The organism is Paraburkholderia sp. (assembly GCF_049581445.1).
Taxonomy (GTDB): Bacteria; Pseudomonadota; Gammaproteobacteria; order Burkholderiales; family Burkholderiaceae; genus Paraburkholderia.
This window is the reverse complement of record NZ_JBAURZ010000124.1, coordinates 1-25,417: the sequence shown is the minus strand read 5'-3', so window position 1 is coordinate 25,417 and position 25,417 is coordinate 1. Positions and strand designations below refer to the sequence as shown.

At 59.9% G+C, this 25,417-nt stretch carries 20 protein-coding genes and 2 pseudogenes; 13 read left to right on the top strand and 9 right to left on the bottom strand.

All coding sequences use genetic code 11. The features are described from left to right. The first annotated feature begins 136 nt into the window (after positions 1 to 136). Complete coding sequence (locus WCA85_RS11385; protein ID WP_424063880.1) at positions 137 to 1,009, top strand: LysR family transcriptional regulator; 873 nt, start codon at positions 137 to 139, stop codon at positions 1,007 to 1,009. Positions 1,010 to 1,158: 149 nt separating this feature from the next. On the opposite strand, the gene WCA85_RS11380 is transcribed toward WCA85_RS11385, so the two are convergent. Continuing rightward, positions 1,159 to 2,088, bottom strand: coding sequence for a Gfo/Idh/MocA family protein (locus WCA85_RS11380; RefSeq protein WP_424063878.1), 930 nt, complete (start codon positions 2,086 to 2,088; stop codon positions 1,159 to 1,161). Between the two features lie 277 nt (positions 2,089 to 2,365). After that, positions 2,366 to 2,998, bottom strand: a complete 633-nt coding sequence (locus tag WCA85_RS11375) for a CGNR zinc finger domain-containing protein (protein ID WP_424063912.1) — start codon at positions 2,996 to 2,998, stop codon at positions 2,366 to 2,368. Positions 2,999 to 3,165: 167 nt separating this feature from the next. Here WCA85_RS11375 and WCA85_RS11370 point away from each other — a divergent pair, with 167 nt between their 5' ends. The 6 genes from WCA85_RS11370 (at position 3,166) to WCA85_RS11345 (ending at position 11,416) form a co-directional block, all read left to right on the top strand. Further along, on the top strand, positions 3,166 to 3,861 hold the full coding sequence (locus WCA85_RS11370) for an alpha/beta fold hydrolase (RefSeq protein WP_424063876.1): 696 nt from the start codon (positions 3,166 to 3,168) through the stop codon (positions 3,859 to 3,861). A 10-nt stretch (positions 3,862 to 3,871) separates the two neighbouring features. Further along, positions 3,872 to 4,726 (top strand): alpha/beta fold hydrolase, encoded by an 855-nt coding sequence (locus WCA85_RS11365; RefSeq protein WP_424063874.1) that lies wholly within the window; start codon positions 3,872 to 3,874, stop codon positions 4,724 to 4,726. Between the two features lie 54 nt (positions 4,727 to 4,780). Then, positions 4,781 to 5,551, top strand: coding sequence for an SDR family oxidoreductase (locus tag WCA85_RS11360; RefSeq protein WP_424063873.1), 771 nt, complete (start codon positions 4,781 to 4,783; stop codon positions 5,549 to 5,551). 122 nt (positions 5,552 to 5,673) lie between these two features. Further along, on the top strand, positions 5,674 to 6,429 hold the full coding sequence (locus WCA85_RS11355; RefSeq protein WP_424063872.1) for an ABC transporter ATP-binding protein: 756 nt from the start codon (positions 5,674 to 5,676) through the stop codon (positions 6,427 to 6,429). 2 nt (positions 6,430 to 6,431) lie between these two features. After that, positions 6,432 to 8,798 (top strand): lysostaphin resistance A-like protein, encoded by a 2,367-nt coding sequence (locus WCA85_RS11350; protein ID WP_424063870.1) that lies wholly within the window; start codon positions 6,432 to 6,434, stop codon positions 8,796 to 8,798. 119 nt (positions 8,799 to 8,917) lie between these two features. Next, positions 8,918 to 11,416 carry a penicillin acylase family protein gene (locus WCA85_RS11345; protein WP_424063868.1) on the top strand — a complete coding sequence of 833 codons (2,499 nt, stop codon included), beginning with the start codon at positions 8,918 to 8,920 and terminating at the stop codon, positions 11,414 to 11,416. Between the two features lie 43 nt (positions 11,417 to 11,459). Here WCA85_RS11345 and WCA85_RS11340 read toward each other — a convergent pair whose 3' ends face one another. The 4 genes from WCA85_RS11340 to WCA85_RS11325 form a co-directional block, all read right to left on the bottom strand. Beyond that, a complete protein-coding gene (locus WCA85_RS11340; protein WP_424063866.1) occupies positions 11,460 to 12,611 on the bottom strand; it encodes a lactonase family protein in 1,152 nt (383 codons plus the stop codon). A 325-nt stretch (positions 12,612 to 12,936) separates the two neighbouring features. Further along, positions 12,937 to 13,881, bottom strand: a complete 945-nt coding sequence (locus tag WCA85_RS11335; RefSeq protein WP_424063864.1) for a helix-turn-helix domain-containing protein — start codon at positions 13,879 to 13,881, stop codon at positions 12,937 to 12,939. A 57-nt stretch (positions 13,882 to 13,938) separates the two neighbouring features. Continuing rightward, positions 13,939 to 14,163 carry a hypothetical protein gene (locus tag WCA85_RS11330; protein ID WP_424063863.1) on the bottom strand — a complete coding sequence of 75 codons (225 nt, stop codon included), beginning with the start codon at positions 14,161 to 14,163 and terminating at the stop codon, positions 13,939 to 13,941. Between the two features lie 444 nt (positions 14,164 to 14,607). Continuing rightward, positions 14,608 to 14,895 carry a hypothetical protein gene (locus WCA85_RS11325; protein ID WP_424063861.1) on the bottom strand — a complete coding sequence of 96 codons (288 nt, stop codon included), beginning with the start codon at positions 14,893 to 14,895 and terminating at the stop codon, positions 14,608 to 14,610. A 510-nt stretch (positions 14,896 to 15,405) separates the two neighbouring features. Here WCA85_RS11325 and WCA85_RS11320 point away from each other — a divergent pair. After that, on the top strand, positions 15,406 to 16,329 hold the full coding sequence (locus tag WCA85_RS11320; RefSeq protein WP_424063860.1) for a helix-turn-helix domain-containing protein: 924 nt from the start codon (positions 15,406 to 15,408) through the stop codon (positions 16,327 to 16,329). Positions 16,330 to 16,414: 85 nt separating this feature from the next. Here WCA85_RS11320 and WCA85_RS11315 read toward each other — a convergent pair whose 3' ends face one another. After that, positions 16,415 to 16,540 carry a hypothetical protein gene (locus WCA85_RS11315; protein WP_424063858.1) on the bottom strand — a complete coding sequence of 42 codons (126 nt, stop codon included), beginning with the start codon at positions 16,538 to 16,540 and terminating at the stop codon, positions 16,415 to 16,417. A 406-nt stretch (positions 16,541 to 16,946) separates the two neighbouring features. Here WCA85_RS11315 and WCA85_RS11310 point away from each other — a divergent pair, with 406 nt between their 5' ends. The 5 genes and pseudogenes from WCA85_RS11310 to WCA85_RS11290 all read left to right on the top strand — a co-directional run bounded on the left by WCA85_RS11310 (position 16,947) and on the right by WCA85_RS11290 (position 23,059). Continuing rightward, a complete protein-coding gene (locus tag WCA85_RS11310) occupies positions 16,947 to 17,975 on the top strand; it encodes a hypothetical protein (RefSeq protein ID WP_424063856.1) in 1,029 nt (342 codons plus the stop codon). A gap of 92 nt (positions 17,976 to 18,067) precedes the next feature. Next, a pseudogene (locus WCA85_RS11305) lies at positions 18,068 to 18,938 on the top strand (MFS transporter). A gap of 70 nt (positions 18,939 to 19,008) precedes the next feature. Further along, positions 19,009 to 20,445, top strand: coding sequence for an aldehyde dehydrogenase (NADP(+)) (locus WCA85_RS11300; RefSeq protein WP_424063855.1), 1,437 nt, complete (start codon positions 19,009 to 19,011; stop codon positions 20,443 to 20,445). A gap of 111 nt (positions 20,446 to 20,556) precedes the next feature. After that, positions 20,557 to 21,846: an MFS transporter gene (locus WCA85_RS11295; RefSeq protein ID WP_424063853.1), complete on the top strand. Its 1,290-nt coding sequence runs from the start codon at positions 20,557 to 20,559 to the stop codon at positions 21,844 to 21,846. Positions 21,847 to 21,907: 61 nt separating this feature from the next. Further along, positions 21,908 to 23,059 (top strand): DegT/DnrJ/EryC1/StrS family aminotransferase, encoded by a 1,152-nt coding sequence (locus WCA85_RS11290; RefSeq protein WP_424063851.1) that lies wholly within the window; start codon positions 21,908 to 21,910, stop codon positions 23,057 to 23,059. A gap of 126 nt (positions 23,060 to 23,185) precedes the next feature. Here WCA85_RS11290 and WCA85_RS11285 read toward each other — a convergent pair whose 3' ends face one another. Together WCA85_RS11285 and WCA85_RS11280 are read right to left on the bottom strand one after the other, a co-directional pair. Next, positions 23,186 to 25,066: a hypothetical protein gene (locus WCA85_RS11285; RefSeq protein WP_424063849.1), complete on the bottom strand. Its 1,881-nt coding sequence runs from the start codon at positions 25,064 to 25,066 to the stop codon at positions 23,186 to 23,188. A gap of 171 nt (positions 25,067 to 25,237) precedes the next feature. Beyond that, positions 25,238 to 25,417 (bottom strand): annotated as a pseudogene (locus WCA85_RS11280) (phosphate ABC transporter substrate-binding protein); the annotation flags it as partial.

Below are 25,417 nucleotides of genomic sequence, written 5' to 3'. Positions count from 1 at the left end.
GCCACGCCTGTCTCCGGCCAAGGGTGAAACAGTCAGACTGTTTTCACCAGATGCTGGGACAAGTATGAGCACGTTCAATGCTATCCTCGCGATCCACGTTATGCTATGCCAAATTTCAAAATCGAGCGTTTCAAAAATGGAACACGTGGACTGGGACGACCTGAGGATTCTAGTAGCAATTGCGCGCGGCGGTACGATGCGTGAAGCGGCACTTGCGTGCGATCTTAGCCCGCCCACCCTCTCGCGCCGCTTGGCCGAACTGGAGCGGCGGCTGGGCGAACCGTTGATCGACCGGGTGCCGTCGGGTTGCACCGTGACGGCGTTCGGTGCGCGCGTGCTGGCCTGGGCCGAGCAGATGGAAGACCTCGCGCACCAGATCGAGCGCGCAGCGGACGTCAATGGCGGCGGCGGTCCGAATGGCACCGTGCGCATCAACGCGGTCGAATGGCCCTCGTACATCCTGCTGAAGTTGCTCGGCTCGTTCCATGAGCGTCTGCCCGGTCTCGCGATTGAAGTGCTGACCTCTCGGCGGCCGTACAGTCTCGCAAGGCGCGAAGCCGATATTGCGCTGTGGTCCGAATGCCCTGACGAGGGCGACCTCTATGTGCGACGCATCGGCAAGATCCGCTTCGGGTTGTTCGGTTCGCGCGATTACTACCTGCGTCACAAGCCGGCGATTACCCGCAAGGAGTGGGACAAGCTGTCGTTCGTCGGTTACGACGACCGGCAGCCCGATCACCCGGCCACGCAATGGCTAAAGACACTGCCGGGCGCGCCTGCCCCTTCGCTGCGAAGCAGTTATGGCATGGGTGTGTTCGATGGCGTGATGGGCGGCTCCGGCCTCGGCGTGCTGGCACAGTTGGCGGGCGATACGACCAGCGATCTGGTTTGCATCGAGCGGCACATCAAGGCGCTCGATCAGGACGTGTGGATGGTGCTACACCCGGCGCTGCGCGATAGCGAGCGCATCCGCACGGTGGCGAATCTGATTGCGGAGATTTTCAGGTAGAGGTGGTGAGGGCGTTGTCCGTAGCGGGCACTCGGATCAACCCTCTAACGGTTCGGAGCAATGGCGCAGCGACGCAGTGCGGGCTACGCGCTATTGAGGCGCCGCGGCGGCAGCGCCTCAATGAAGATTGCTTGACCTGACGCGCCGGGTTATTCGACGAACGGTTCGACCGATTTCCGGTCGCCCAACAGAAGAGCGTCGGCCACGTGCTGAAGCGGACTCACATCCACGTCGCTCGTACCATTCGAAATCAACTCGAGGAAGCGCTCGTACAGGTTCGGGTACTCACGTTCCGGGCCGATGTCCACGGTCTTGCCGTCGATCTCCAGCTGCTTGCCGCCTTGCGACAGACGCAGCGTGCCGCCCTGGGTCGTCACGTCGATCTGCCACAACTCAACCGGACCGTGACGCCAGTCGAACTCCGCGCGGATCGGCGTGCCGGCTGCATCGGTGAAATCCAGGTTTGCCGCAATCGGGTTGTGCCGGTTCGCTGGCACCAGCAGATCAGCAGCCTTCAGGAAAAACGTGTGCGGCAGGATACGCGTGATGATGGACAACGCGTTGATGCCCGGATCGAACACGCCAAGGCCGCCCGGTTGCCAGATCCAGTCCTGGTTCGGGTGCCAGCGCCGCACGTCTTCTTTCCATTGCACGTGCACCGACTTGACCTCGCGCGTGGCGAGCCACGCGCGCGCCGCTTCAACGCCAGGCGCATAGCGTGAATGCCATGTCGCGAACAAGGTGCATCCGTTCTGCTGGGCGAGTTCCGCGAGTACGCCCACTTCCGCAACGCTGGCGCCCGGTGGCTTTTCCAGCATCACATGCTTGCCGGCGGCCAGCGCGGCGCTTGCCTGCTCAAAGCGCACTTGCGGCGGCGCACACAACGAAACGGCCTGCAGCGAAGGCTCTGCCTTGAGCATGGCTTCGATGTTCGGGTAGTTGTTGATGCCGTCGACGGTTGCGTTGCGGCTCGCGCCAGCTATGAGATTGAAGCCTTTGTTGGCAGCGAGTGCTGGCAGATGCTGGTCACGGGCGATCTTTCCAACGCCCGCAATACCGATCGCAACTGGGTTTGTCATGGTTGAGCCTTCGTGGAATGCGTTGATGTGTGCGTCTTTGCGCGTCTGGTGCGTCTTGACTCGTCCTGAACCGCGCACCGTCTGTTAGCGGCGCTGGCGGTTATCGGGCCATTTACCTGCGGGTGCCAATATGTAGGACGCGTGAAGTCCTACAGGTTATGCGCGGTGACAATCGTAAAGCATGGCGCGCGCCGTTGCATCGTGATTCGTTGATGGCCAATTGGTAGGACGCCCGGCGCGCGAAGCCGAAACTCGCGGCGCGCGTGCGAGCCTCCCGTCAGGCATTCTCCCGTTCCTTGAGACGCTTGCGATGAGCCGCCACCTTGGCGCGGTTTCCGCAGATTGCCATGCTGCACCAGCGCCGCGCGTGGCCACGCGTGTGATCGGCAAACAGCAACGTGCAGGCCGGGCCCTCGCACGCTTTCACCATCGTGAAGTCCTCGTCGCAGACCAGTCGCGCAAGCGCTTCGGCAAGAGGCATCAGCAACGATTCCGCTGACTGCCAGCGCCGGTTGGCGCGAAGCTCAAAGGTCGTCGCCTCGCCCGAGACATTCGCCACGATCTGACCATGCTGGTCATCGCGCTCAAGCAATTGATTCAAAGGCTCCAACTCGCGCAGATCCTTCGCGCTCAGCGGACGCCCCTTTTTCTTCTGCACAAATCCCCTGAACCACTCGCGTAGATCGCGCGCCCGTGCCGCCACTTCGTCGAGTTCGGCGGGCGTGGAGCGCGCCCCTATAGCGTCGAGCGCAGCGCGCGGCACCATCCCTGCCTGATCCAGCCAGGCCAGCAAGCCAGCGCCATCACTGATCCATTCAACTTGCTCGTCCACCGGGGTCGCCACCGAATTCAGGAAATCCAGTCCGGGTGCGTCGGCTATGAATATCGCGGGAATCTGACGGTAGTCCATATCGTATGACGAACCTGAAGTTTGCATATACACATAGTAACCGTTAAAAAAGCTCTTGACAAGTTACACCAGTCGTTTGTAACCTACAAATACTCGCTTTACAGGTTACTGGTGGCGAGCGAAATCCAGACTTCCAGACAGTTTCGTTTTACTCAGAGGAGCGAAAAATGGCGATTGGCAATGTGAGCGTCGTGCTGGTGCACGGAGCGTGGGCAGACGGTTCAGGCTGGACCAAAATCATCGGGCAACTGAAGGAACTTGGCATCCATGCGGCTGCGGCGCCCTTGCCGTTGACCTCGCTGCAAGACGACGTGGCGGCCCTGGACAGGACGCTGGAGCGGATCGACGGACCGGTTGTCGTGGCGGGACACGCCTACGGCGGCGCGGTAATTGGCGCGACGCGCGCCGACAACGTCAAGGCGCTCGTCTACGTGGCCGCACTGGCACCGGATGAAGGCGAAACAGTCGGCGAAGTGTTCTATCGTGGAGAAGCACATCCCCAGGCACCGAAGCTGGCGCCCGACGAGCATGGCCTGATCTGGTTGCCCGAGGAGGCTTTCGGGGCAGCGATCGCCCAGGACGCGACAGCACAGGAATTGACCCTGCTTGCCGCAGTGCAACGTCCCATTTCGGTCGCGTGTATCGGTGAAGCGGTGGGGCGCCCGCTCTGGAAGGATCGTCCAAGCTGGTTCCTGATCGCCGAGCAGGACCGGATGATCAGCGCCGACACCCAACATTTCATGGCGCAACGGATGAATGCCCATGTGGATGCGTACCCGGTCGATCACACACCGATGATCACGTCGCCAGACGCCGTGACCAAGGTGATCGTCGAAGCAGTCCAATCAATCTCAGCCCAGTAAGGAAACAGTCATGTCCTCTATCGCTTATCGTCACGCTGATGTCGACGGCCTCAAGGTGTTTTATCGTGAAGCGGGCGCCTCGAACGCACCTAAGCTGCTGCTGCTGCACGGCTTCCCCAGTTCGAGTCATATGTTTCGTGACCTGATTCCGAAGCTCGCCCAGCGTTTCCATATTGTGGCGCCCGACCTGCCAGGATTCGGTCAAACGGACATGCCCCCTCGCGACGCATTTGCCTATACGTTCGAGAACATCGCGAAGGTGATCGGGCGATTCACGGAGGTGGTTGGTTTAGATCGTTTCGCGATGTACGTCTTCGACTACGGTGCGCCGACGGGCTTCCGGCTTGCGCTCAACCATCCCGAACGCATCACGGCGATCATCTCGCAGAACGGCAACGCATACGAAGAAGGTTTGAGCGAGGGCTGGAACCCGATCCGCGCCTATTGGAAAGATCCGTCCGCCGCGAACCGCGAAGCACTTCGCGCAATGCTGACCCATGAAACGACCGTGTGGCAATACACGCATGGCGTATCCGACACGACCCTCGTCTCCCCCGATGGCTACTCGCTCGACGAGTTCTACATGAGCCGACCAGGCGCGGATGAGGTACAGCTCGACCTGTTCCGCGACTATCGAAACAACGTCGCCTTGTATCCGGCGTTTCAGGAGTATTTCCGCACTCATCAGCCACCTTTTCTGGCCGTGTGGGGCAAGAACGATCCGTTCTTTCTGCCCCCAGGCGCCGAGGCATTCAAGCGCGACCTGCCCAATGCGGTCGTGCAATTTCTCGATACGGGCCACTTCGCGCTGGAAACCCATGCCGCCGAAATCGCCACAGCTATTTCCGGTTTCCTGCCGGGCTAGTGGACCCGGCACGACGTGTTGAACCCTTCCATCTACCAGTCAAGGAGAAGTGAGATGTCCAGCAAAGTAGCTATCGTCACCGGTGCGAGTCAGGGGATCGGGCGTTCGACCGCCATCAGGCTGGCGCGGGATTTCGCGTCGATCGTGCTGGTTGCGCGCAATCGGGAGAAGCTCGAAGAGACCGCTGCCGAGGTCAAGAAGGTGGGCGCCGCAACGCTCACCATCGGTCTCGATCTGTCTGAACCCGACGCCGCTCAGAAAGTTGTCGACCAGACGGTCTCCGCTTTCGGCCGGATCGATGCATTGCTAAATATTGCGGGTGCCGTGCCGCAGATTGACGTGTTCGACATGACCGATGACGAATGGGATCGCGGCCTCGCCTTGAAGCTGCACGGCGCGCGCCGCCTGACGATCGCGGCTTGGCCCGAATTGAAGAAGGCATCCGGTTCGGTGGTGCTGATGTCGGGCAACTCGGCGCTGTTTCCCAAAGCGCCGTACGCAGCAGTGGGAACCATCAACGCGGCGATCGTCGCGTTAGCGAAGGCCTTCTCGGATCGCGGCATCGCGGACGGCGTGCAGGTCAACAGCGTGTTGCCCGGTGCGGTGATGACGGGCCGACGTCAATCGTATCTTGAGCACTGGGCACCGCTGCACAACATGACGGTTGAAGAGGCGACGGCCATGTTTCCGCAGGAAGCGGGGATCGCCCGCTATGGCAACCCTGAGGAAATTGCCGAGTTGATGGCGTTCGTCGTGTCACCTGGCGCGCATTGGATGACAGGCTCGACCTTGAGGATGGACGGTGGGGAGGCCAAGTCGATTTGAAGCAGACATTCAATAAGCATCGCCTATGAACTAGAGCGAAAATTCCGCCACCATTCGATCCTTTTGTTTTAAGCTTGCCTGCGCTATCTCGGCATCGATAATAAAAACACCTCGGGACAACGATGATCGAATTCAACGGACTATCCAAGCAGTACGGCAGGTTCAACGCGGTCGACCAGTTGAACCTGCGCGTCGCACCTGGCGAACTATTTGGCTTCCTCGGTCCCAACGGCGCCGGCAAGACCACCACGATGCGCATGATGATGGGTCTGCTGGTGCCGACCAGCGGCTCGGTGCATATCGACGGTTACGATTGCCATGCGGACGGCGTCGAAGTGAAACGCCGCATCGGCTACCTGCCCGACAATCCGATCTTCTACGACTACTTGCGCGGTCACGAAATCCTGCAGTTCGTCGCACAGATGCATGGCTTTTCGCGTACTCAAGCCAAAGCGCGCACTGAACGCCTGTTGGCCGAACTCGGCCTTGATGATGCCGGCGATGAATTCGCCGTGAACTACTCGATGGGCATGAAAAAGAAGCTCGCTTTCGCGTGCGCTTTGATTCATCAGCCACGCGTGCTGATTCTTGACGAACCCATCAACGGTCTCGATCCGCGTGCGGCGCGCGAGGTCAACGAGCGCCTGCTGCAATGCGTGACGCAAGGTGTGACGGTATTCGTCTCCACCCATCTGCTGGATATGGCCGAGCGGTTGTGCAGCCGGGTGGGCATCATTCACCACGGCAAACTGGTGGCCACCGGCACGCTTGACGAGATCCGCGCCGCCATCGCCACCAACGGCTCGCTCGAAGATGTGTTTCTCAGCCTCACGAACGACGCCTCAGCCACTGACTCAACGCTGGCCCACACCTCCTGATCATGCCATTCAACGACGCGCTGCGCGGCACTCGTGTGCTGGCCGGCCTGCGTTTGCGCAGGCTATGGAATATGGTGTCCGCCACCCATCTGTGGGGGATGGGCAAGGTCAATCGTCAACGCGGTTCGCGGCGCGGCGCCGCGCCCGCCAAAGCGGGGATTGGCTGGCTTGTCATGCTATGCGTGACCGCGCTGATGGTGTGCTCGTTCGGCAGCAGCACGCGGGCGTTTCTAGTCGTGCTGCATTGTCAGGACGACCCACTATGTGCCGGGAGCCCGCCCACGCTCAATGTGATGCTTGCCGCCATCCTGCACATCACGCCATTCAGCGACCTGATGACGCGCGGCATGACGATGCTGACCGCGCTGCTATGGCTCTTCAGCGTGCTCTATCCTTTCGCGCTGACGGCGCGGTCCGGTCCCGACTGGGATTTCGAATGGATCGCCACCTTGCCGATGACGAGAATGTCGCAGTTGTGCGCGCGCATTGGTGAACGAGCCATTGCCAATCCCACGCCGTGGTTCGCTTTCATCATCATTGGTGCGATCGTTGCCTGGTATGCCAAGGCGGGCTGGCTAACGCCGCTCTACGTGCTGCTGACCGCGGCGCCATTGGTCTTGCTAGTCGCTTCGATGTGGACCGTTCTCGATCTCGGGTTGCACATCTTGCTAGCCCCTGCCGTCCTGCGCAATTTTCAGGCGATGCTTGGGCTCGCGCTTTCACTGGTCCTTTGTCTGGTGATATCCCTTGGCACACCGAGCGGCAGTCACCTCGCGCTGCTGCTGGCCGAGCGCACACCCGAGTGGACCGTCTGGACGCCGCCGGGTTTAGCGGTGCAGATATTGCGTGCCCCGTTTAGCCTCAATGCATTTGGCTTATACGGTCTCCTGCTGACCGAGGCTGGCCTGATCACACTGGTCTGCGTCGCCTTTCTGCGCTTTCAACTTCGCAAGGGGCTCGTCGTGCACGGCACGCGCGAAAGCGGCCGCTCCGCACGAAGCCGCCATGCCATTCCACAGCGTGGCACTCATCATGCTACGCAGACCGAAAGGACGTGGCTGTCGCCCGGGAAAATGCGCGAGTTGACCTTGCTGTTGCGCGACCGTCGCCATCTGGTGCAATGCCTGGGACTGCCACTGGTGATGGTCATGGGGCAGTTCCTGCTCAACGGTAAACTAGCGGCAAGATTCGCCAGCGACCCGTCTCTGGCCGCGACCACCGCATTCGCGATAGGCGCCTACACGTTGACGTTGTCCGCGCTCTCCATGCTGGCAACCGAAGGCGAGAAACTCTGGCTTCTCTATACGTTCCCGCGCCCGATCATCCGTGTGCTGGGCGAGAAAGCGATGTTCTATACGCTCGTCGCACTGCCCTATCCTGTCCTGCTTCTCGCTTACTCCGCAACCGTTTCGCATGCCGCGCCTTGGCACTTTGCGACCGAATTCGTGCTGGCCTTGTTCGGCCTGCCTGTCTACGCGGTCATTGCCATGTCGCTTGGCGTGATATCTGGTCTCTCGCCCGGCACCACGCAGCGCCAGCCGAGTGGGCGCTATGTGTACCTGTTCATGCTGCTCTCCGGGTTCTACGCGTATGCGTTGCTCTCGCACGCCTGGTGGCAACACCTGTCCATCCCGATTCTGTGCAGCGCGCTCGCCTTCGCGCTTTGGCAAAAAGCCAATGACAGGATGCCTTATCTGCTCGACCCGAGCTCCGTTCCGCCATCGCGCGTCTCGCTGGCTGACGGGCTTATCGCCGCCATGATCTTCTTCGTCCTGCAGTTTCTCGCGGCCCATCTGTTGAAGGGGGTGGTGCATGGCGATGCGACCACGCGAATCGTGTTGGCTTATATCTGCGCCGGGGCACTCACCTACCTTCTGATGTGCAGCACGTTCTGGACGCTCAAGACCCGTCAGGTTCCCAGTATCCTGGGTCCGCGCACCGTTGCGTCAGTGCTGACCGGCGCGGGAGTGGGTTTGGTCTGTGCTGCCGTGGGCCTGCTCTACCTGTGGTGTGCAAAGCACTACGGCTTCCAGCCCAGCGTCACCCAGACGTGGACTTTGGCACCAATCGCGCGCGTCGCAATCGTGGTGCTTTCGGTATTTGCCGCGCCCGTATTCGAGGAGTTCGTATTCCGTGGACTAATCTTCGGAGGCCTGCGCCGGTCGCTCGGAGTCGCTCTGTCGGCGCTTGGCAGTGCCGCGTTGTTTGCCATCGTTCATCCGCCGTTTTCGATGCTGCCGGTCTTCGTTCTTGGCCTCGGTACGGCCTGGGCTTACGAGCGTCGGAAAATCCCGGTAGCGCCGATGATGACTCACGCCGTCTACAACGCCGTGGTCGTCGGGTATCAACTCTTTCTCCTGAATAGCTGACAGCACGAGCGGGATGCCAGATGCCAGGTATCCCGCTTGTGCTATGTTCATCAGCTGATAGGCCGACACGGCACGCCGGCCGGAGTGACTCCACTGCAACCCCGACCCGGTGATCAGCGATGACTCAGCCGAGCCTTTCCTCGCGAAGACCGCGCTCCAACTGGTTGCTGCGCGTGTTATGCGGGCTGATCGCGATCGTCGTGATTCTGATGCTTGCGGGCTGGCTGACGTTACGCGCGAGCCTCCCGCGACTCGACGGTACACACGCCGCGCCGCTGCTGTCGGCGCCCGTGACGATCGACCGCGATGCACTCGGTGTGCCGACATTGCGCGGCAGCAATCGCCTTGACGTCGCCTATGCCACCGGCTACGTCCACGCACAGGATCGGTTCTTCCAGATGGACTTGCTGCGTCGTGTGGCGGCAGGTGAGATGTCTGCGCTGATCGGCCCCGCCGCGCTGCCGCTAGATCGTCGCAACCGGCCCAACCGGTTTCGCGAGCGGGCGCATCAATTGATCGAAGGACTTCCTGGCGATCAGCGGCAGTTACTGGAACGCTATGCGGCCGGCGTCAATGACGGACTTGCATCGCTCGCGTCGCGGCCGTTCGAGTACTGGGTGCTGCGTACACGTCCGACCGCATGGCGTCCCGAGGATACGTTGCTCGTGGTCTATGCGATGTACTTCGATCTCCAGTCGTTCGAGACGGTGCGGATACTTTCGCGCGCGGCGCTGCATGAGCGCGTGCCGGCCGATCTGTTCGCGTTCCTGGTGCCATCGACAAGCCATTGGGACGCACCCTTCGATGTCGCGTCATCACCCGCCGTTGAGCCACCTGCACCACCCGCCGCACGCCCGGACTGGCTGCGCATGTCGAAGTCTGCGAGCCTCACTAATCCCGCTGCACGAAGCGAAATAGACGCGCTGACCGCGGCCAGTTCGATGATCGGCAGCAACGGCTGGGCGGTCGATGCCGCGCACAGTGCACACGGCGGCGCGCTCCTCGCGAGCGATATGCACCTTGGCCTGTCGCTGCCCAACACATGGTACCGGCTGTCGCTGGTCTGGCCCGGCGCGGGAGGGACCGCGCATCACGTCACCGGGGTCAGCCTGCCCGGCGCACCGCTCGTGATCGCCGGCAGCAACGGCCAGATTGCGTGGGGCTTCACCAATAGCTACGGACGCTACATCGATCTGATCGAGCTGCAGCGCAATCCCGCCGATCCCTTGCAATACCGCGTGCCGGGCGGCGGATGCAAAACGGCCACCGTCCATCATGAGCGCATTGACATCAAAGGCGGTGCTCCTGTTGACCTGCCGGTTGTCGACACGCAATGGGGCCCGCAAATCGTCGTCGGCTCGCATGCGTACGCGTTGCGCTGGGTCGCGCATGATTCGCAGGCCGTCAATCTGAATCTGCAACAGCTGGAAGACAGCGCGAGCGTCGAGGATGCTTTGCATGTGGCACAAATCAGCGGAATACCGACGCAGAACTTCATGGTCGCGGACGCACGCGGCAAGATTGGCTGGACGCTCGCAGGACCGCTGCCACGCCGTGATCTTGCCGCAACGGCTACCAATGGTGCCGCCGAAGACCTACCCTTCGATTCGAGCACGTACCAGGGCTGGCAAGGCTATCTGTCACCCGATGCGTATCCGTCGCGGATCGATCCACCGCTCGGACGCGTGTGGACTGCGAACAACCGCACGTTGCCGGCATCCGAAGCCGCAGTGCTGGGCGACGCGGGCGCGGACATTGGTGCTCGCGCGTCGCAGATTCGCGATGATCTGCTGGCGCTGCCGCGTGCCAGCGAGCGCGACATGCTCGCGGTCCAGACCGACGACCGCGCGCTGTGGATCAACAGTTGGCGCCGCATTGCACTCGACGCGCTGGACGAGGACGCGGTGCGCGATCACCCGCAGCGCGCGGAATTCCGCAGGCTCCTGCTGGCGTGGAATGGACGCGCGGACGCCGATGCGGTCGGCTACCGGCTACTGCGTGCCTTCTACTTCTCGCTGTATGACGCGTGGTTCGGCAAGCTCGACGCGGATTTCGCGGCGGACTATGCCAAGGGCGCAAAGACGTCGCCCGTACCCTCGCCGCTTGAGTTCCGCGAAGCGAGTTCCCGCTATGACGCGGTGATGGAAACGCTCGCGATCCATCATGCATGGGTGCCGGACGGGGTCGCCGACTGGCGCGCGTTCATGCTCGAGCGCATCGATCATGCAATCGGTTCACTGCCCCCCGGCGTGACGCTCGTCGACGCGACCTGGGGCGCGCGCAACCGCGCGGCGATCGAGCATCCACTTGCGCGGATCGTACCCGCATGGCTGCCGTGGCTGCGAGGCTGGCTGGGCGCACCACGCGACCCGCTTCCCGGGGACATCAACATGCCGCGCGTGCAGACGCCGTCGTTCGGTGCCTCGGAGCGGATGGTCGTATCACCGGGCCGCGAGCAGGAAGGCATCTTTGAAATGCCAGGTGGCGAGTCGGGACATCCGTTGTCGCCATATTTTCTGGCGGGTCACGAGGCGTGGGTGGATGCTGAGGCGACGCCGTTTCTGCCTGGCGTCGCCGTGCATCAGCTTGAACTGGTGCCGCAATCGCAATCGCACTGAGCGGCGCGTTCGCTGTGGCACTGTCGCATGCCGGGATGGCTCTTCATTTCACAAAGGCAATACTGACAGGAGCAGGCACGTCAGCAGATTGCCTAGTGTCCGACACCATGCCGGATGCCGGGTCAATGCTGAACTCATGGACAGTACCGCTCTGTTGATTGGCGACCAGCAGCCATTTTCCCGATGAATCGATGGCGAATCCCCACGGTTTGTTACCGTCCGAAGAGGTACGCTGAACCAGTGACAGTTCACCCGAGTCGGGGTTGACGCGATACACGACTATCGCATTCTCGCCGCGGTTTTCGACGTAGAGAAAACGCCCGTCATGACTGACCGCAACTTCGGCGCCGCTTTTTATGCCCTTAAATCCGTCGCTGCTTGTCTGCACGGCTCGCACCTGTGTCAAACGCCCTTGCGATGCGTCCCAACGCAGCACCATGATCTCTGCTGTCAGTTCGTTGAGCAGATAAACGAATTGCCCGTTCAGACCGAACGCAGCATGCCGGGGACCACTGCCAGGCGGCAGAGCGAAAGAATGCGGATCGGGGCCGCCGTCCGGGGTCAACTCATGCGTCGCCGGGTCGAAGCCATAGACGAACACGCGGTCAGCGCCGAGATCGGGAACGAGGGCGTAGCGCTCCGAAGGATCGACCGTGGCGCTATGCGCATGCGCGCTTGCCTGGCGCTTGTTCGGTCCCGAGCCGGTCTCCTGGATCATGGACACGAAGGGTCCGAGGCTTCCATTGCGATTTACCGCGATACTCGATACCGATCCGCTGTTGTAATTCGCCGCGAGCAGCGTCATTGAGTGCATGTCCAATGACAGATTCGTGGTGCCGTTCCCTTTTGTCGCGACCCGATTCACTTTGGTCAGCGCGCCAGTCTCGCGATTCACCGCATAGGCCGTCACACTGCCTTCTTTCGCGCTTTCGTCGTCGACCGCATAGAGAATTGGCAGTTCGGGGTGCGCCAAGACCCATGTGGGTCTCAGTCCCTCGGCAACCGGGCCGATCATGGTCAGCTTGCCTGTGGACGTATCGATGCGCAGCGCGTGAATCTGGCTGCCTTGCGTGCCCACGTAAACGAGTTCCGTTTGGGGATTTTTTGGTAACGTGGCCGCGCCGCTGCCAGGGCTGTAAATGACCGCTGACAGCATCAGCAGCACAATTGCCACCACCATTCCGTACCGCGTCAATATGAATCTCTCGAAGAGCTGCGTCATAGTCGGGAAACTGAAAAGCCAGATGGGGTGAGATGAGTGACCACTGCTTGCCGCGCAATAGCTATCGTCTTTAAGCACGCAATCGTCCAATGCTCCCTTCGCCAGCTCACCATCGTACAAGTTCGACGAAAACGACCCGCCGTTATGGCCCCGGCGAAGGGGAGGTGAACAGCTTGGCTAAGCGTAGTCGATCCGGCAACCCGCGTCCCTGTACAAAATCCCCATTCGCTTGTGCTTTTTTATTTCTATTTCGTCGGGCATATGGCCCATCCAACGATCATCACAATCGCAACGCCACCTATTGCGACAGAGCCTTGCGATTAGGCTGTTGTCGAGCCGCGATGCGAAACTGGCTCGGCGCTTGACCCACTTCCCGGCGGAAGAAACGCGTAAAGTACGCGGCGTCCGCAAAGCCAAGCGAAAAAGCAATCTGTTCCACCGACATGTCGCCGAAAATGAGGCTGCGCTTCGCCTCGGTGATAATCCGCGCATGAATCATTTTCGTAGGACTTTGCTCTGACGCTGAGGCACAGGCTGCACGTAGTTGTACCAGAGACACCGCCATCATTGACGCATAGTCTTGCAGTTGCAGATTCTCCCGGAAATGCTCGTCAATCAACTTGCGGAAACGGTCTACCTGGCGAATGTCGTTGCGGGTTGCGCTTTCGTTCGCACTCTGGTCCGAATGTGTTTCACGAACCAGCATCAGCAGAAGGCTCGTAATTAGCGCTTCCGTGCCGACCACGTGACCCACCGCGTCGGACTCGACTTCGTGCTTAAGGCTTTTGATCAGGTTGCAAAACTCGATGCCTGCCTCAGCGGAATAGGACAGCGGAATCATCCGCGGTGACGTCCAGAGCTGGATGAATTCGTGAAGTTTGGCGTTGACTTGCGTCAGATACGACACCTCGATCGTCACGACCCATCTGTCTACGTCGAGTTCGTAGTCGAGCCCATGGACGCATTCAGTAGGTAGCAGGAGGACACATGGACCTTCGAACGGAACACTGGATCCCTCGAGATTCATCACGCCGCGACCGCTGCGAACGAATATCACCTGACCATACTCGGGATGCGCGTGCGGCTCGGTGCGCCAGCGGCCCCGCTCAGTAACGTGCCCGACATGCACAAACCAGTTGTTTTTTTCGGGGCGGTCAACGTACAGACGCACCTTCGGAACGGTTGTGTGTTTCGCTTTGGCGACCGATTTGGGCGGGTGCTTTGCCTCGGCACTATGTGTCATAACGTCTCCTTGGCGGCCGAATTGATTTCGCTATCGGCCGTCATTGAAATTCCGGCCTTACGCAGAGGATTCGAGCAGGGGCAACCGGTACACGACATCTTGACGAGTCGCGTTGTTCACCATCGCGGAGATGCGGATACCGTGGGCTTTCGTGCGGATCAAGTGTGTGGAGTCACGAGCGCAACGCTGGTCGACGCATCCTGCCTCGACACCCGCTTGCGGCCAGGCTTCCCGATGTACCTGGGCCTCGCGAGTCGCAACAACGGTTTGATACGTCAGCATGGTTCGTCATCCAGAATTGGCTTACAACGCCTCGAGGTTCGTCGTTTCGATCGTCGAGGTGACAACTCTGCACCCACTCAACACTAACAGGCTCGGGCCCTGATGAAACCGTCTCTACGTGAGTTAGCCTACGTTGAAAACGGATTTGGACTCACGTTCGACTCACTCGCGAGTCGGGTCAGCGGAAGTTGCAAGCGAGGAGGGTAATTACCAATGGCCAATCAACCGCAAAGGGCCGTGCAGATCTTTTGACAGGGTCGCTGAAGCACTATTCAGCGTATTCCCTCATTCGGACCACCAGAGGACCGCCCCGCATCGCACGCCATGATAACCCGCTCGAGGGGTCACGGAAACAGATGAAATTTTTCCATACATTTCCGTGTGGCGTAACCTGCGATTTACCCCAAGAATCAGGCCGGTCGTGTGGCGTCGGCGCAGGCAGGATCAGAATTTGTGCACGAAGCCAATAATGACGCCGCGCGTGTCAGCACCAGGCGCGACTGTGAGACCCGAATAAGCCGTGCCGTTGAGGGAGAAGTCCGCCTTATTCCGGTTCTGGATAAACGCGGCGGCAGCGTATAACTCCGTGGCATGGGAACGGAAGTATTCGTTAATCAAGCCCACATCCTGCGCGTTGTTTCCCGCGCCCGTCCGGTCATGTGCATAACCGTACATTAGTTCGTATGCCTTATTTTTATAAAAATGGGGTGACTTCGAGACGCTGAACAGCATGAAGACGATCGCTCCGAATACTGGCGAGATCGAGGTCTCAAGCCAGTACCTACCCGTCCCCATTAGGGTATGAAACAGACGGGGCGCAATCTTGACCAGGCGCGTCGGCGCTAGCCCGTGTTTTTAGATGAGGCAGTATTCGTCATTCGTCAGCCGGCGAAGCTGGCCGACGCGATGGACGGCAGGAACTGCGCATCCACGCCATCGATGGGCGTCGATCCGTCAGCCACTGGAAGCGGTGTGTCGTTGAGATAACAGTATTGGATACCCGGGCGCAAGTCCCTACACAAAAATTACATTCACTGGCACTTTTCGTTTCGGGGTTTGTAGAAGCTCGTTCACCGCCAAGGACGCGGTATGCACAGCTTGCCGTCGTCGAATTCGTGCGATATGGTTCACGCGAGGACAGCGCCAAAAATCGTTCTGCTTACGACCGAAATTTCAACAACAGGCCTTCAGCAAAGCGATTCCGTCGATCCTCGCCAAGGAGACTTCATGAGACACGGTGCGATGACAAAATATCAACGCTACTCGAACAACACGGTGGCACTGACCACGGTTCCGAAGGTCCGCTTGTATGTCGAGCGTCCCGAAGAAGAAGAAAAATGGTTCGTGAATATCGGGCATGTCACCGAGCGGGGCCGCTGGCGCACCGCGCCTCACGCACATCCCGAGTACGGCCAGGTGATATTCGTTCGCAGCGGTCGCGGCGTGATGAATCTCGAGGGATCCAGTGTCCTGTTCGAGGGCCCTTGTGTCTTGCTGCTACCCACCGAATGCGTTCACGGACTTGACTACGAGATCGACGTGGACAGATGGGTCGTGACCATCGAAGTGTCGTATCTGACGCAAGTCAACGCCAAACTCCACGAATTTATCCAGCTCTGGGCACTGCCCCGGATGATTTCACTTTCTACATCCAGCGGAGCCGCAGTGGCGCTCTTCAGCGTGATCACGAAGCTGGCGGATGAGCTCGAATCCAAAAAGGTCGGTCATGTCGTGGGGACCGAAGCGCTGCTTACCTCGCTTTTTCTGATGCTGGCTCGCGGGACGAGTCTGGATCAGCTCGACAACGACGGCGCGACACGCAACGAGGTGCGTCTGGCAGACCGGTTTCGTGAGCTAATCGACCAGCACTACCGGCAAAACCTGCCGCTACAGGACTATGCGTCAATGATGGCGGTGTCACTGGTGCAACTGCGTGCGGCCTGCGCGGCCACCACCGGACAAAGCCCCACCAAGATGATCCACGCGCGCATCATCACCGAAGCCAAACGCAACCTCATTTTCGGCGAAATGTCCGTCGAACAGATCGCTTTTGGACTCGGCTTCTCGGATGCCGCATACTTCACGCGTTTCTTCCGAAAAGAAGTCGGTCAGGCTCCAAGCCAGTTTCGGGTCACCGCCAGAGACCAGCCGCAACGTATGAAGTAAGCCACTAAGCGGCGAAGCGTCTTCGCGTTGTCCGGATTGCCGGTGAAGACTCCGCTTCTGGCTTCATTACAATCACTTTCTCACATCAACTCGTAATGCCTGCGGCAGCGGGCGCATGAACACGCACGCCCGATTCGAGCCCGCTCGTCGTACTCGCCGCGTAGCCCACTCCGGCAGCAATCTGCCGCAGACGCCCCTCATACGTGCTCAATGAGCGGGTTCCGTCTACACCCCTCCAGGCTCCAAGGCTGCTGCAACAAAAAATGCAAGTGAATCTAGTTTTTGTGTAAAGGCACACAGCCGCCCTTCCAATACTATCCACTTCACCGCTACAGAAAGTTCTGCGTTGAATTACTCAGCCAGGTGCCGATGGTGCGGCCGGATCGGGAGTCGGATGCCACCCGCCCCAGATACAAAACATAGATCCACTTTGGACGGAGACGTGAACAACATGTTCAACCCGGCGCATCGCGCCAAGCCTGGCAATGCCCTAGCTTTTTGTTGCGATGGGACGTCAACCGGCCTTTGATAGTTTCGCCCCGAGCATCTGGCTCTCTGTTCATCCTGAAGAAGATCGAACAGCAGTGGGGCAGATAAAAAACCATATGGAAGGAGACATGCAAAATATTTCATTCGCTTTGCGCAAACCGCTTCTCGCCGCGGCCATCTTCTGCTGTTTGAGCGAATTCGCCCACGCGGAGGAGATCCTCACCGCACCTAGTGCGTCCGCTCCGCCCCAGACCCAGCAGACGCAACAGCAGCAAAAACAGCAGCAACAAAGTCAGCAGAATCCTCCGGGGAATCTGAAGAACGGTGCGGCGCCGCTCAGCGCCCCCGATTTGAAATCGGCGGAGCAATTCGGCGCACCGCCGGTGTCGTGGAACGATACATATATCGGCTACCGCTATGGCAGCGACTTCCACTACCCTGGTGTGCCCGACAAGGTCGCACAGAACATTGGCTATCTCTCGACGATTGGCGGCTTCAAGTACGGTAGCTACGCGTTCAACGTGGATTACCTGGTGTCGAACTCCGCCAACCCGGAAGCGGGCGGCCCATCCAACGGTGGGGCACAGGAGGTCTATAGCATCGGTCGAGTCGAGTTGAGTGCCGGCAAGGTTCTGGGCCGCTATATGGGCTACGGTTTCATCCGCGACTTCGGTTTTACCGGTGGCTATGAGTTCGGCGTCAAGAACGATGCGTACGGCGAACGCGCCCGGATGCTGGTGTTCGGCCCGACCATCGAGTTTTCCGTACCACGCGGCTTCTGGAACATCACAGCCGGTGTACGTACCGAAAGCAACCACAACGGCATTACTGGCGTAGACGTGCATTTCAATCCCGCGTGGCACGTCGAAAGTTCGTGGCTCGTGCCGTTCCAGGTCGGACCGTTGCCCCTCGTCTTTAAGGGCTTCGCCAGCATGACCGGTCCCAAAGGCAGGGACGGTTTCGGCGTGGAGACCACCACGGAGTTTCTCGCTCGCGGCTCGCTGCTGGCGGATTTGGGCTCGTTTGCCGGCCATCCGCGTGTGGTTTATGCGGGCATAGGTTACGAGTACTGGCATCACATGTATGGATCGCCGACTAGCGAAACGGTTAGCACCATTACGTCAGCACCGATGTTCGTCGCTGAGGTTCATTTCTAATCATCAGTCGTCGGCAACACTTTGATTGGCGACCCGTGAAACGGGTCGCCAATCGTCGTTTCAGAGAGACACCTTGATGTCGCATTTCCTCCATGAAAAACCCGGTTCTTGAGATTTCATCTTTCCGATACTTCTTTCTGAGCCGTATCGCAATGACCATGTCCAACCAGATGCTCATGGTGATCGTTGCCTGGCAGATGTACGACATCACGCACAGCGCCTACGATCTCGGCATGGTCGGGTTAGCGCAAAGTGTTCCTGCATTGGCGCTCTGTCTGGTGGTGGGCCAGGTCGCGGACCGCTATGATCGCCGTCGCATTCTGATCGGATGTCTGCTCGCACAGTTCGGGGTCGCAATACTCCTGATTGCAGGCACTCTGGGTGGCTGGCTTGGACGGGAAGTGATCCTGATCGCTTCGCTTGGATTGGGCACTGCCAAAGCCTTCCAGTTGCCGACCCAGCAAGCCCTTCTACCGACACTTGTGCCGCAGGCCGTTTTCGTGGGGACTCGGGCTGTTGAGATCCGCGCCCGCGGTTGGCGCGTTGATCGTTTCGCTGTACCTGGCGCGTTATCCGATCCAGCACCGGGTGGGCAAATTGATGTTCGGTTCAGTGGCCTTGTACGGTCTTGCGACTCTGGTGTTCGCACTCTCCCATTCGTTTCTGTTGTCACTTGCTGCGCTGAGCCTGACCGGTGCATTCGATATGGTCAGCGTCGTGGTGCGGCAGTCGCTGGTTCAGCTTGAGACACCCAACGAAATGCGCGGACGGGTCAGCGCTGTCAATTCAATCTTTATTGGCGCATCGAATCAACTAGGTGAGTTCGAGTCGGGTTTAACAGCCGGTTGGCTAGGCGCGGTTCCTTCTGTTTTGATTGGTGGGGCCGGCACGATGTTAATCGTCGCGCTATGGATGAAACTGTTCCCTTCGCTGGCGCAACGAAAGAAGCTGACAGCCTGCTAGTCCGGTTTCGCGCTTCACGTCACGGCGCCCGATGTTCAAAAGATTTGTCGACCTTCCCTTTGGAGTAGCAATGCAGATTCAGGATTACTCGGCCGCGCAGATTAACACCAGCGTTACGGCAGCTGCGAACGTAGCCGATCAATGGGCTCAATCGTCCGCTCAAACCCGTGCAACGCTGTTGCGCGGGCTAGGCGACGTGCTCGTGACACATCGTGAGACGCTGGTCCGTCTCGCCGATGAAGAGACCTCACTTGGGGCCGCGAGGCTGAACGGCGAACTGGACCGCACCATGTTTCAACTGCGCGGATTTGCGGATCATGTCGAGGCCGGTCATGCCTTTGCTTTCTCCGACGACGCAGCCATTGCGGGTGCGCCGCCCGTCGGGCGCCCCCATCTGAGCCGGGTACGCATTCCGCTTGGACCCGTTGCGATGTTCTCGGCGAGCAATTTCCCGCTTGCGTTCTCCGTGCTCGGTGGCGATACCGCATCTGCTCTCGCCGCAGGGTGTCCAGTGGTGGTGAAGGCCCATCCTGGGCATCCACGGTTGTCGCGTGAGGTTTTCAAACTCGCGCAATCGGTGTTGGCGCAACAGGGATTGCCGGACGGTCTGCTCGGCATGGTGGAAGGTGCAGGCATCGACGTAGGCGTCGAACTTGTCCGCCATCCTGAGATCGCAGCCGTTGCCTTTACGGGATCGTTCAAGGGCGGCAGCGCATTGTGGGCACAAGCCAATGCACGGCGTCGCCCGATTCCGTTCTATGGCGAACTCGGTTCAATCAACCCGATTGTCGCGCTGCCCTCCGCGCTAAGCGCGCAGGCAGAAGAACTGGCGCAGGCGCTGGCGGCATCTATCGAATTCGGAAGCGGACAGATCTGCACCAGCCCTGGCCTCGTTGTGCTGTTCGAGGGTGCGGACGCCGACCGGTTCGAAACTGCGCTCCGCGACGCGTTAAAGGACAAGAAGACGCACGCGATGCTCACGCCAGGCATGAAGCGCAATTTCGACGCAGGCGTCGCGCGTTTGATCGGTACGCGTGGCGTACAAGCGGTTCTTGCGGGAGAAGCCACCGGTGACGATCATGCGCCGCCGCGTCCAGTACTCGCACGAACCAGCGCAAAGAACTTCGTGGCGGAGCATGCGTTGCACGAAGAAGTTTTCGGTCCGGCGTGTCTTCTCGTGCGCGTCGGTTCGGCCGATGAGGTCGTGGACGTTCTGACCGCTGTCGGTGGCAGCCTTACCGTCACGTTGTGGGGCGCGGAAAACGGCACTGACGACGTGCGCCGTATCACGCGCCGTGCCACGCAGATCGCCGGCCGCGTTCTTTTCGGCGGGGTCCCTACGGGTGTTGCCGTGACCGGCAGTCAGAACCACGGCGGACCGTGGCCCGCGTCGACCCAGCCGTTCACGACCTCCGTCGGCTATGCTGCGATGGATCGGTTCCTTCGACCCGTGGCGCTCCAGAGCGCGCCCGCGTGGCTGGCGGAGTGTGCCGGTCAGCCTTGCTGACAAGATCGGGCAAGCAAAAGTCGCGGCCTTCGGGTCGCGCCGAACGAACAGTTGAGCCACAATCTGGCATGTCTGGCCAGAGCTTGAGTCGGAACAGAAAGAGAGAAATGAATGGAGTCCAATCGGTTGAAGCGATCAACGGCTGAGAATCCGTGGTCCATTCTCGTGCTGCTCGCGCTTGGGCTTCTGATTTCTTTCGTCGACCGCACGAGCCTGTCGGCTGCACTGGCCGACAAACACTTCGTCCATGAATTTGCGCTGTCGAGCGTCGAGCGCGGCTGGCTCAACTCAGCTGTCTTCTGGTCGTATGGTTTGGTGCAGATGCCGATGGGCTGGCTGGTCGATCGCTATGGCGTGAAATGGCCCTACACGATCTGTTTCCTGCTCTGGTGCGTGGCAGCGGCCGCCACCGGCCTCGTGACCACGCTCTCGGCGCTGATCGTCATGCGCCTGCTGATCGGCCTGGCAGAAGCCGTCGTGATCCCGGCGACCTATCGTTACCTCGCCGACCACTTCGAGGAGACCCAGAAAGGCACCGCCCTCGGCATCTTTTCGATTGGCGGCAAGATGGGTCCGGCGCTCGGCGCGCCGATCGCGGCCTGGATGATCGTCGCGTATTCATGGAAGCTGATGTTCATTGCAACCGGCCTCGTCGGACTGATCTGGCTGGTGCCATGGCTGCTGATGGTCAGGAACGACTACCCGTCCAAAGAACAACTTGCGGCAGCGATACACCGGGCCTCCTCGGTCCCGCTCAAGAATCTCTTGTCCAGCCCGGTTGTCTGGGGCGGCATGATCAATAACTTCTGCTACAGCTATTTCGCTTTCTACTGCATGACATGGATGCCGGCGTATCTGGTCGAGCAGCGTGGCCTGTCGCTCGAGAAATCCGGCCTCTATACTTTTTTCAGTTTTGTCGGCATTGCGATTGTCGCGGCACTCGCGGGATGGGCCGCTGACAGAATCATTGCCCGCGGCAACGACGCCGTCGTCGTGCGTAAGGCATTCATCGTTACCGGTTTCATCGGCGGAACCACTGTTCTGCTCGGTGCCTATTCGCCATCGCCCGACATGGCATTGTTCTGGAATGTCATCTCGCTCTCGCTGCTGGGGCTTGTGACCGCCAACAATCTTGCGCTGGTCAAGCTGACCCTGATCCCCAAGCAGGCGGTTGGACTGAATACCGGACTGCAGCAGGTTGCCACCAGTCTTGCGGGCGGGGTATCGGCCAGCCTTTCGGGATGGCTGCTCCATCTCGGCGGCAGCTACACGCTGCCCATGATGGCGATCTTTGTTTTCCTGCTGACAGGCGCCACAAGTACGGTGGTTTTGCTCCAACGTAAATGGGCGCCGAAAGTCAACGAGGTGGTTCACGAGCCCAGAGAAGTGTCGGTTGGGTGAGTGAGTGAAGCCGTCGTACCGCGCCCAGCGTTATCACCTGACTAGGACCTGCATTCCATCTATGACCCAATCCACTGATCAGTTTCTACCGCTAGTCCGCCCTGACATCGACGAGGAGACAATTTCAGGCGTCGCCGATGTCCTTCGCTCCGGCTGGATCACGACGGGCCCGCAAAACCAGAAGTTCGAAGCCGCACTGTCGGCGCTCTTCGGCGGCCGTCCGGTGCGCACCTTCAACTCCGGCACAGCGACGCTCGAGATCGGCCTGCGCATAGCAGGCGTCGGTCCTGGAGATGAGGTGATCACGACGCCCGCAACATGGGTCGCAACGAGCCACGTGATTCTCGAAGTGGGCGCGACACCGGTGTTCGTCGATATCGATCCAATTACCCGCAATATCGATCTCGACCTGCTCGAAAAAGCCGTCACGCCGCGCACGAAGGCACTGATGCCCGTCTACCTGGCCGGCGCACCTGTCGATATGGATGCGCTATACGCGATAGCGAAGGCGCACGGTCTGCGAGTGATCGAAGACGCCGCGCAGGCACTCGGCTCGACGTGGCGCGGCAAGCGAATCGGCGCGTTTGGCGATCTTGTCTCGTTCAGCTTTCATCCGAACAAGAATCTGACGTCCATCGAAGGTGGCGCGCTGGTGCTGATCAATGACGATGAAGCGCGACTCGCGCAACAGTACCGGCTGCTGGGCGTCACGCGCACTGGCTACGACGGCATGGACTGCGACCTGCTGGGCGGCAAGTTCAACATGACCGATCTTGCAGCGCGCGTCGGTCTCGGACAGTTGCCGCATCTGGAACGCGTCACGCAGCAGCACCGCAAACTTGCGCGTGCCTACTTCGACGGTTTTGAGGGCGGCGCGGCGGTCAAGCTCGGCATCGGCCTGCCCGTGCGGGATTTCGAGCACACGAACTGGCACATGTTTCAGATCACGCTGCCGCTCGAACGCCTGTCGATCGAACGCGCGGAATTCATGGAGCAGTTGAAGCAGCGTGGCATCGGATCGGGCGTTCATTACCCGGCGATTCATCTGTTCTCGCTGTATCGCAAGCTCGGCTTCAAGGCTGGGATGTTCCCGCATGCGGAGCGCTTCGGCGCGACCACAGTCACTTTGCCGCTCTTCACGCAGATGACAACGGACGACGCCGCTCGCGTGTGCCGTGCCGTTGACGAAATCTGCACGCAGTTCGCCAAGTGATCTTGTTTCGTTTGCAAAGAGGCGGTCCGCGTCACTAAACGGCCGCGTTGCCTCGACACCGCCACATGCAAAAAAGGCGCTGTGCTTTCGCACAGCGCCTTTTTTTGTCCCGCAGCTACGACACCGTTACTGGTTAGGAACGTACGTCGGCATCGCCTCTTCCCATAGCGTATCCGTGATCGCATGCTGATCGCTTCCGTCAGCATTCATCACCCAGTTCTGGCCATCAGGCTGGAAGCTGTTGTCGTACAGCGCAAGTTCATCCCTGAAGCCATACACGCCCGAGCTGTACGCGATGCGACCATCGTAGGTCCAAACAGCGTGCCCCTGGTTCGCCCCTGGCGTCGTCAGACGGGTGAGGTCTGTGCCATCCGGTTTGATTGTGTACACGTCATAGTGGAACTTGTTCGGATCGGTCGGGTTCACTTCCTTGCGCGTGAACACAATCTTGCTGCCATCCGGCGACCAGCCCGGCAGATTGTCCGGATCGGTCGTCAGATCGGTGGTCTGGCGCGTATCCAGATCCAGAATACGCAGGCCTTGCACCTTCGGACTCCACACGCGGTAGACAATCTTCTTCCCGTCCGGCGAGTAGCTCGGGAAACCCGCGTTGATCGAACCGTCGGTCAGGAATTCCGGATGGCCGTCCATGCTGCCGTCCGTCTTGATACGCGCGATCCGGCCCGGGCCCATGCCACGCGTGAAGAACCAGTCGCCCACGCCGAAGGCCACCCACTCGCGATCCGGGGACCAGGTCGGCTGGAACGCACCCGCCAGACCCTTCTTGATCATGTCCAGATCGAGGCCACTGGTAGCCGGATCGTAAATGCGCTTATAGCCGCTGAAGTCCGGATTCATGATGGCGATGGACGAGCCCATCGCCTTCTCCGTGTACACCAGCTGCTTGCGATCTGCGGAGAGTTGCGGGAACACGTCGATGTACCGGTAATTCCACGCAGGATCGAAGCTGAACAGCGGCGTGCCGTTGGCGCGCGCCGGACGCATCGTGATCTTTTCATAGACCATCTTGCTACCGTCCGCCGAATAGCGCGGTGAGCGAATACCCGTGTCGGCCGTTGAGCGGAACGTGCCCGCTGTCGTGTAGACACCTTCGGTCTGGCCACCCTTGACGTGATAGGCGACGTCGGTATCACTCAGATACTGAGGAAACACCTTGAAGCCGGGGGTCGATGTCAGGGCCGTCTCGTGACCCGTGGCGACATCCACCGACACGATTTGTGAGCTGACGCTGTTGATTCCCTCGGGACGATGCGCGCCCCAGGTCGACTCAACCGGCGTTTCATAGAAAGCGACGTGCTTGCCGTCCGGCGACCAGGTTGGGGAACCGTCGTCAAAGCCGGGCTTGCTGGCGATTTTCTTCCATCCAGTGCCATTGGGCCGGATGATATAGATGCTGCTTTCCTGCGTGCGCTCCCAGCCTACCGGCAGGTTGTGGCCGCGCCAGTCGGAGCCGGTGTCGGAAGAAAGGGCAAGCCACTTGCCGTCCGGGGACCACGACGGTCTGAAGTAGCTATGCGGTTTGCTCGGGTCGAATTTCAGCGCACCGGTCACGTTCTTCAGCGCACCCGTCGCAATGTTCAGCGTCCAGATGTTGGTGGTGCCGAATTCGTTCGCACCCCTGCGCGATGAAACGAAGGCAATGATGTTCGGATTCGTCGGCGAAAAAACGGCGGCGTCCGATACCGCGATGTGATCGGTCAGCTTCTTCAGGTCCGTACCATCCACCTTGACGCGGTAGAGACTCGACTGGCCGAGGCCGGAGCGCTCCGAGGTGAATACGATCCACTGCCCGTCTTTAGAGAACGAAGCGTGATAATCGAAACCGTCGGTTGGAAGCAACCTGTGTTCATCCGTACCGTCTGCGTTGGCGACATACAACTCGGACGTCACGGGGCCCACACGGTTGAGCAGCAAGGTACCGTTGGTCGCCGCACCTGCGCCGGCTGAAATGAAAATCCATGTGCCACCAATGGCTGTACAAGCCAAGAGCTTCTTCAATGATGAAGTTAGATACACAGCAACATGCCTCCGTTAATTATGCATAGTTGAGCGGTGTGAGGCCGCTCAACGGTCTCCTGCGTCGCTATTTTAGTCAACGCGTGGTGTTTTCCTTGCTTACTGCACCTGCTAGTGCGTTAGCACTTCTTACACGGTCAATCAGCCCAGGCTACCCGTGACATCGTCGAACAGTTCGTCAACCGAGAGGCGATGCGGAATGATCTTCTGGTCAAGCGCCCAGTCGATCGCCAGTTGCAGACCCTTGCGGTTCGCCTCCAGCCCAATCGGCGGGAACACGGCCGGCACGCCTTCGGCGAGCACGCGGCTCTCGACGACCAT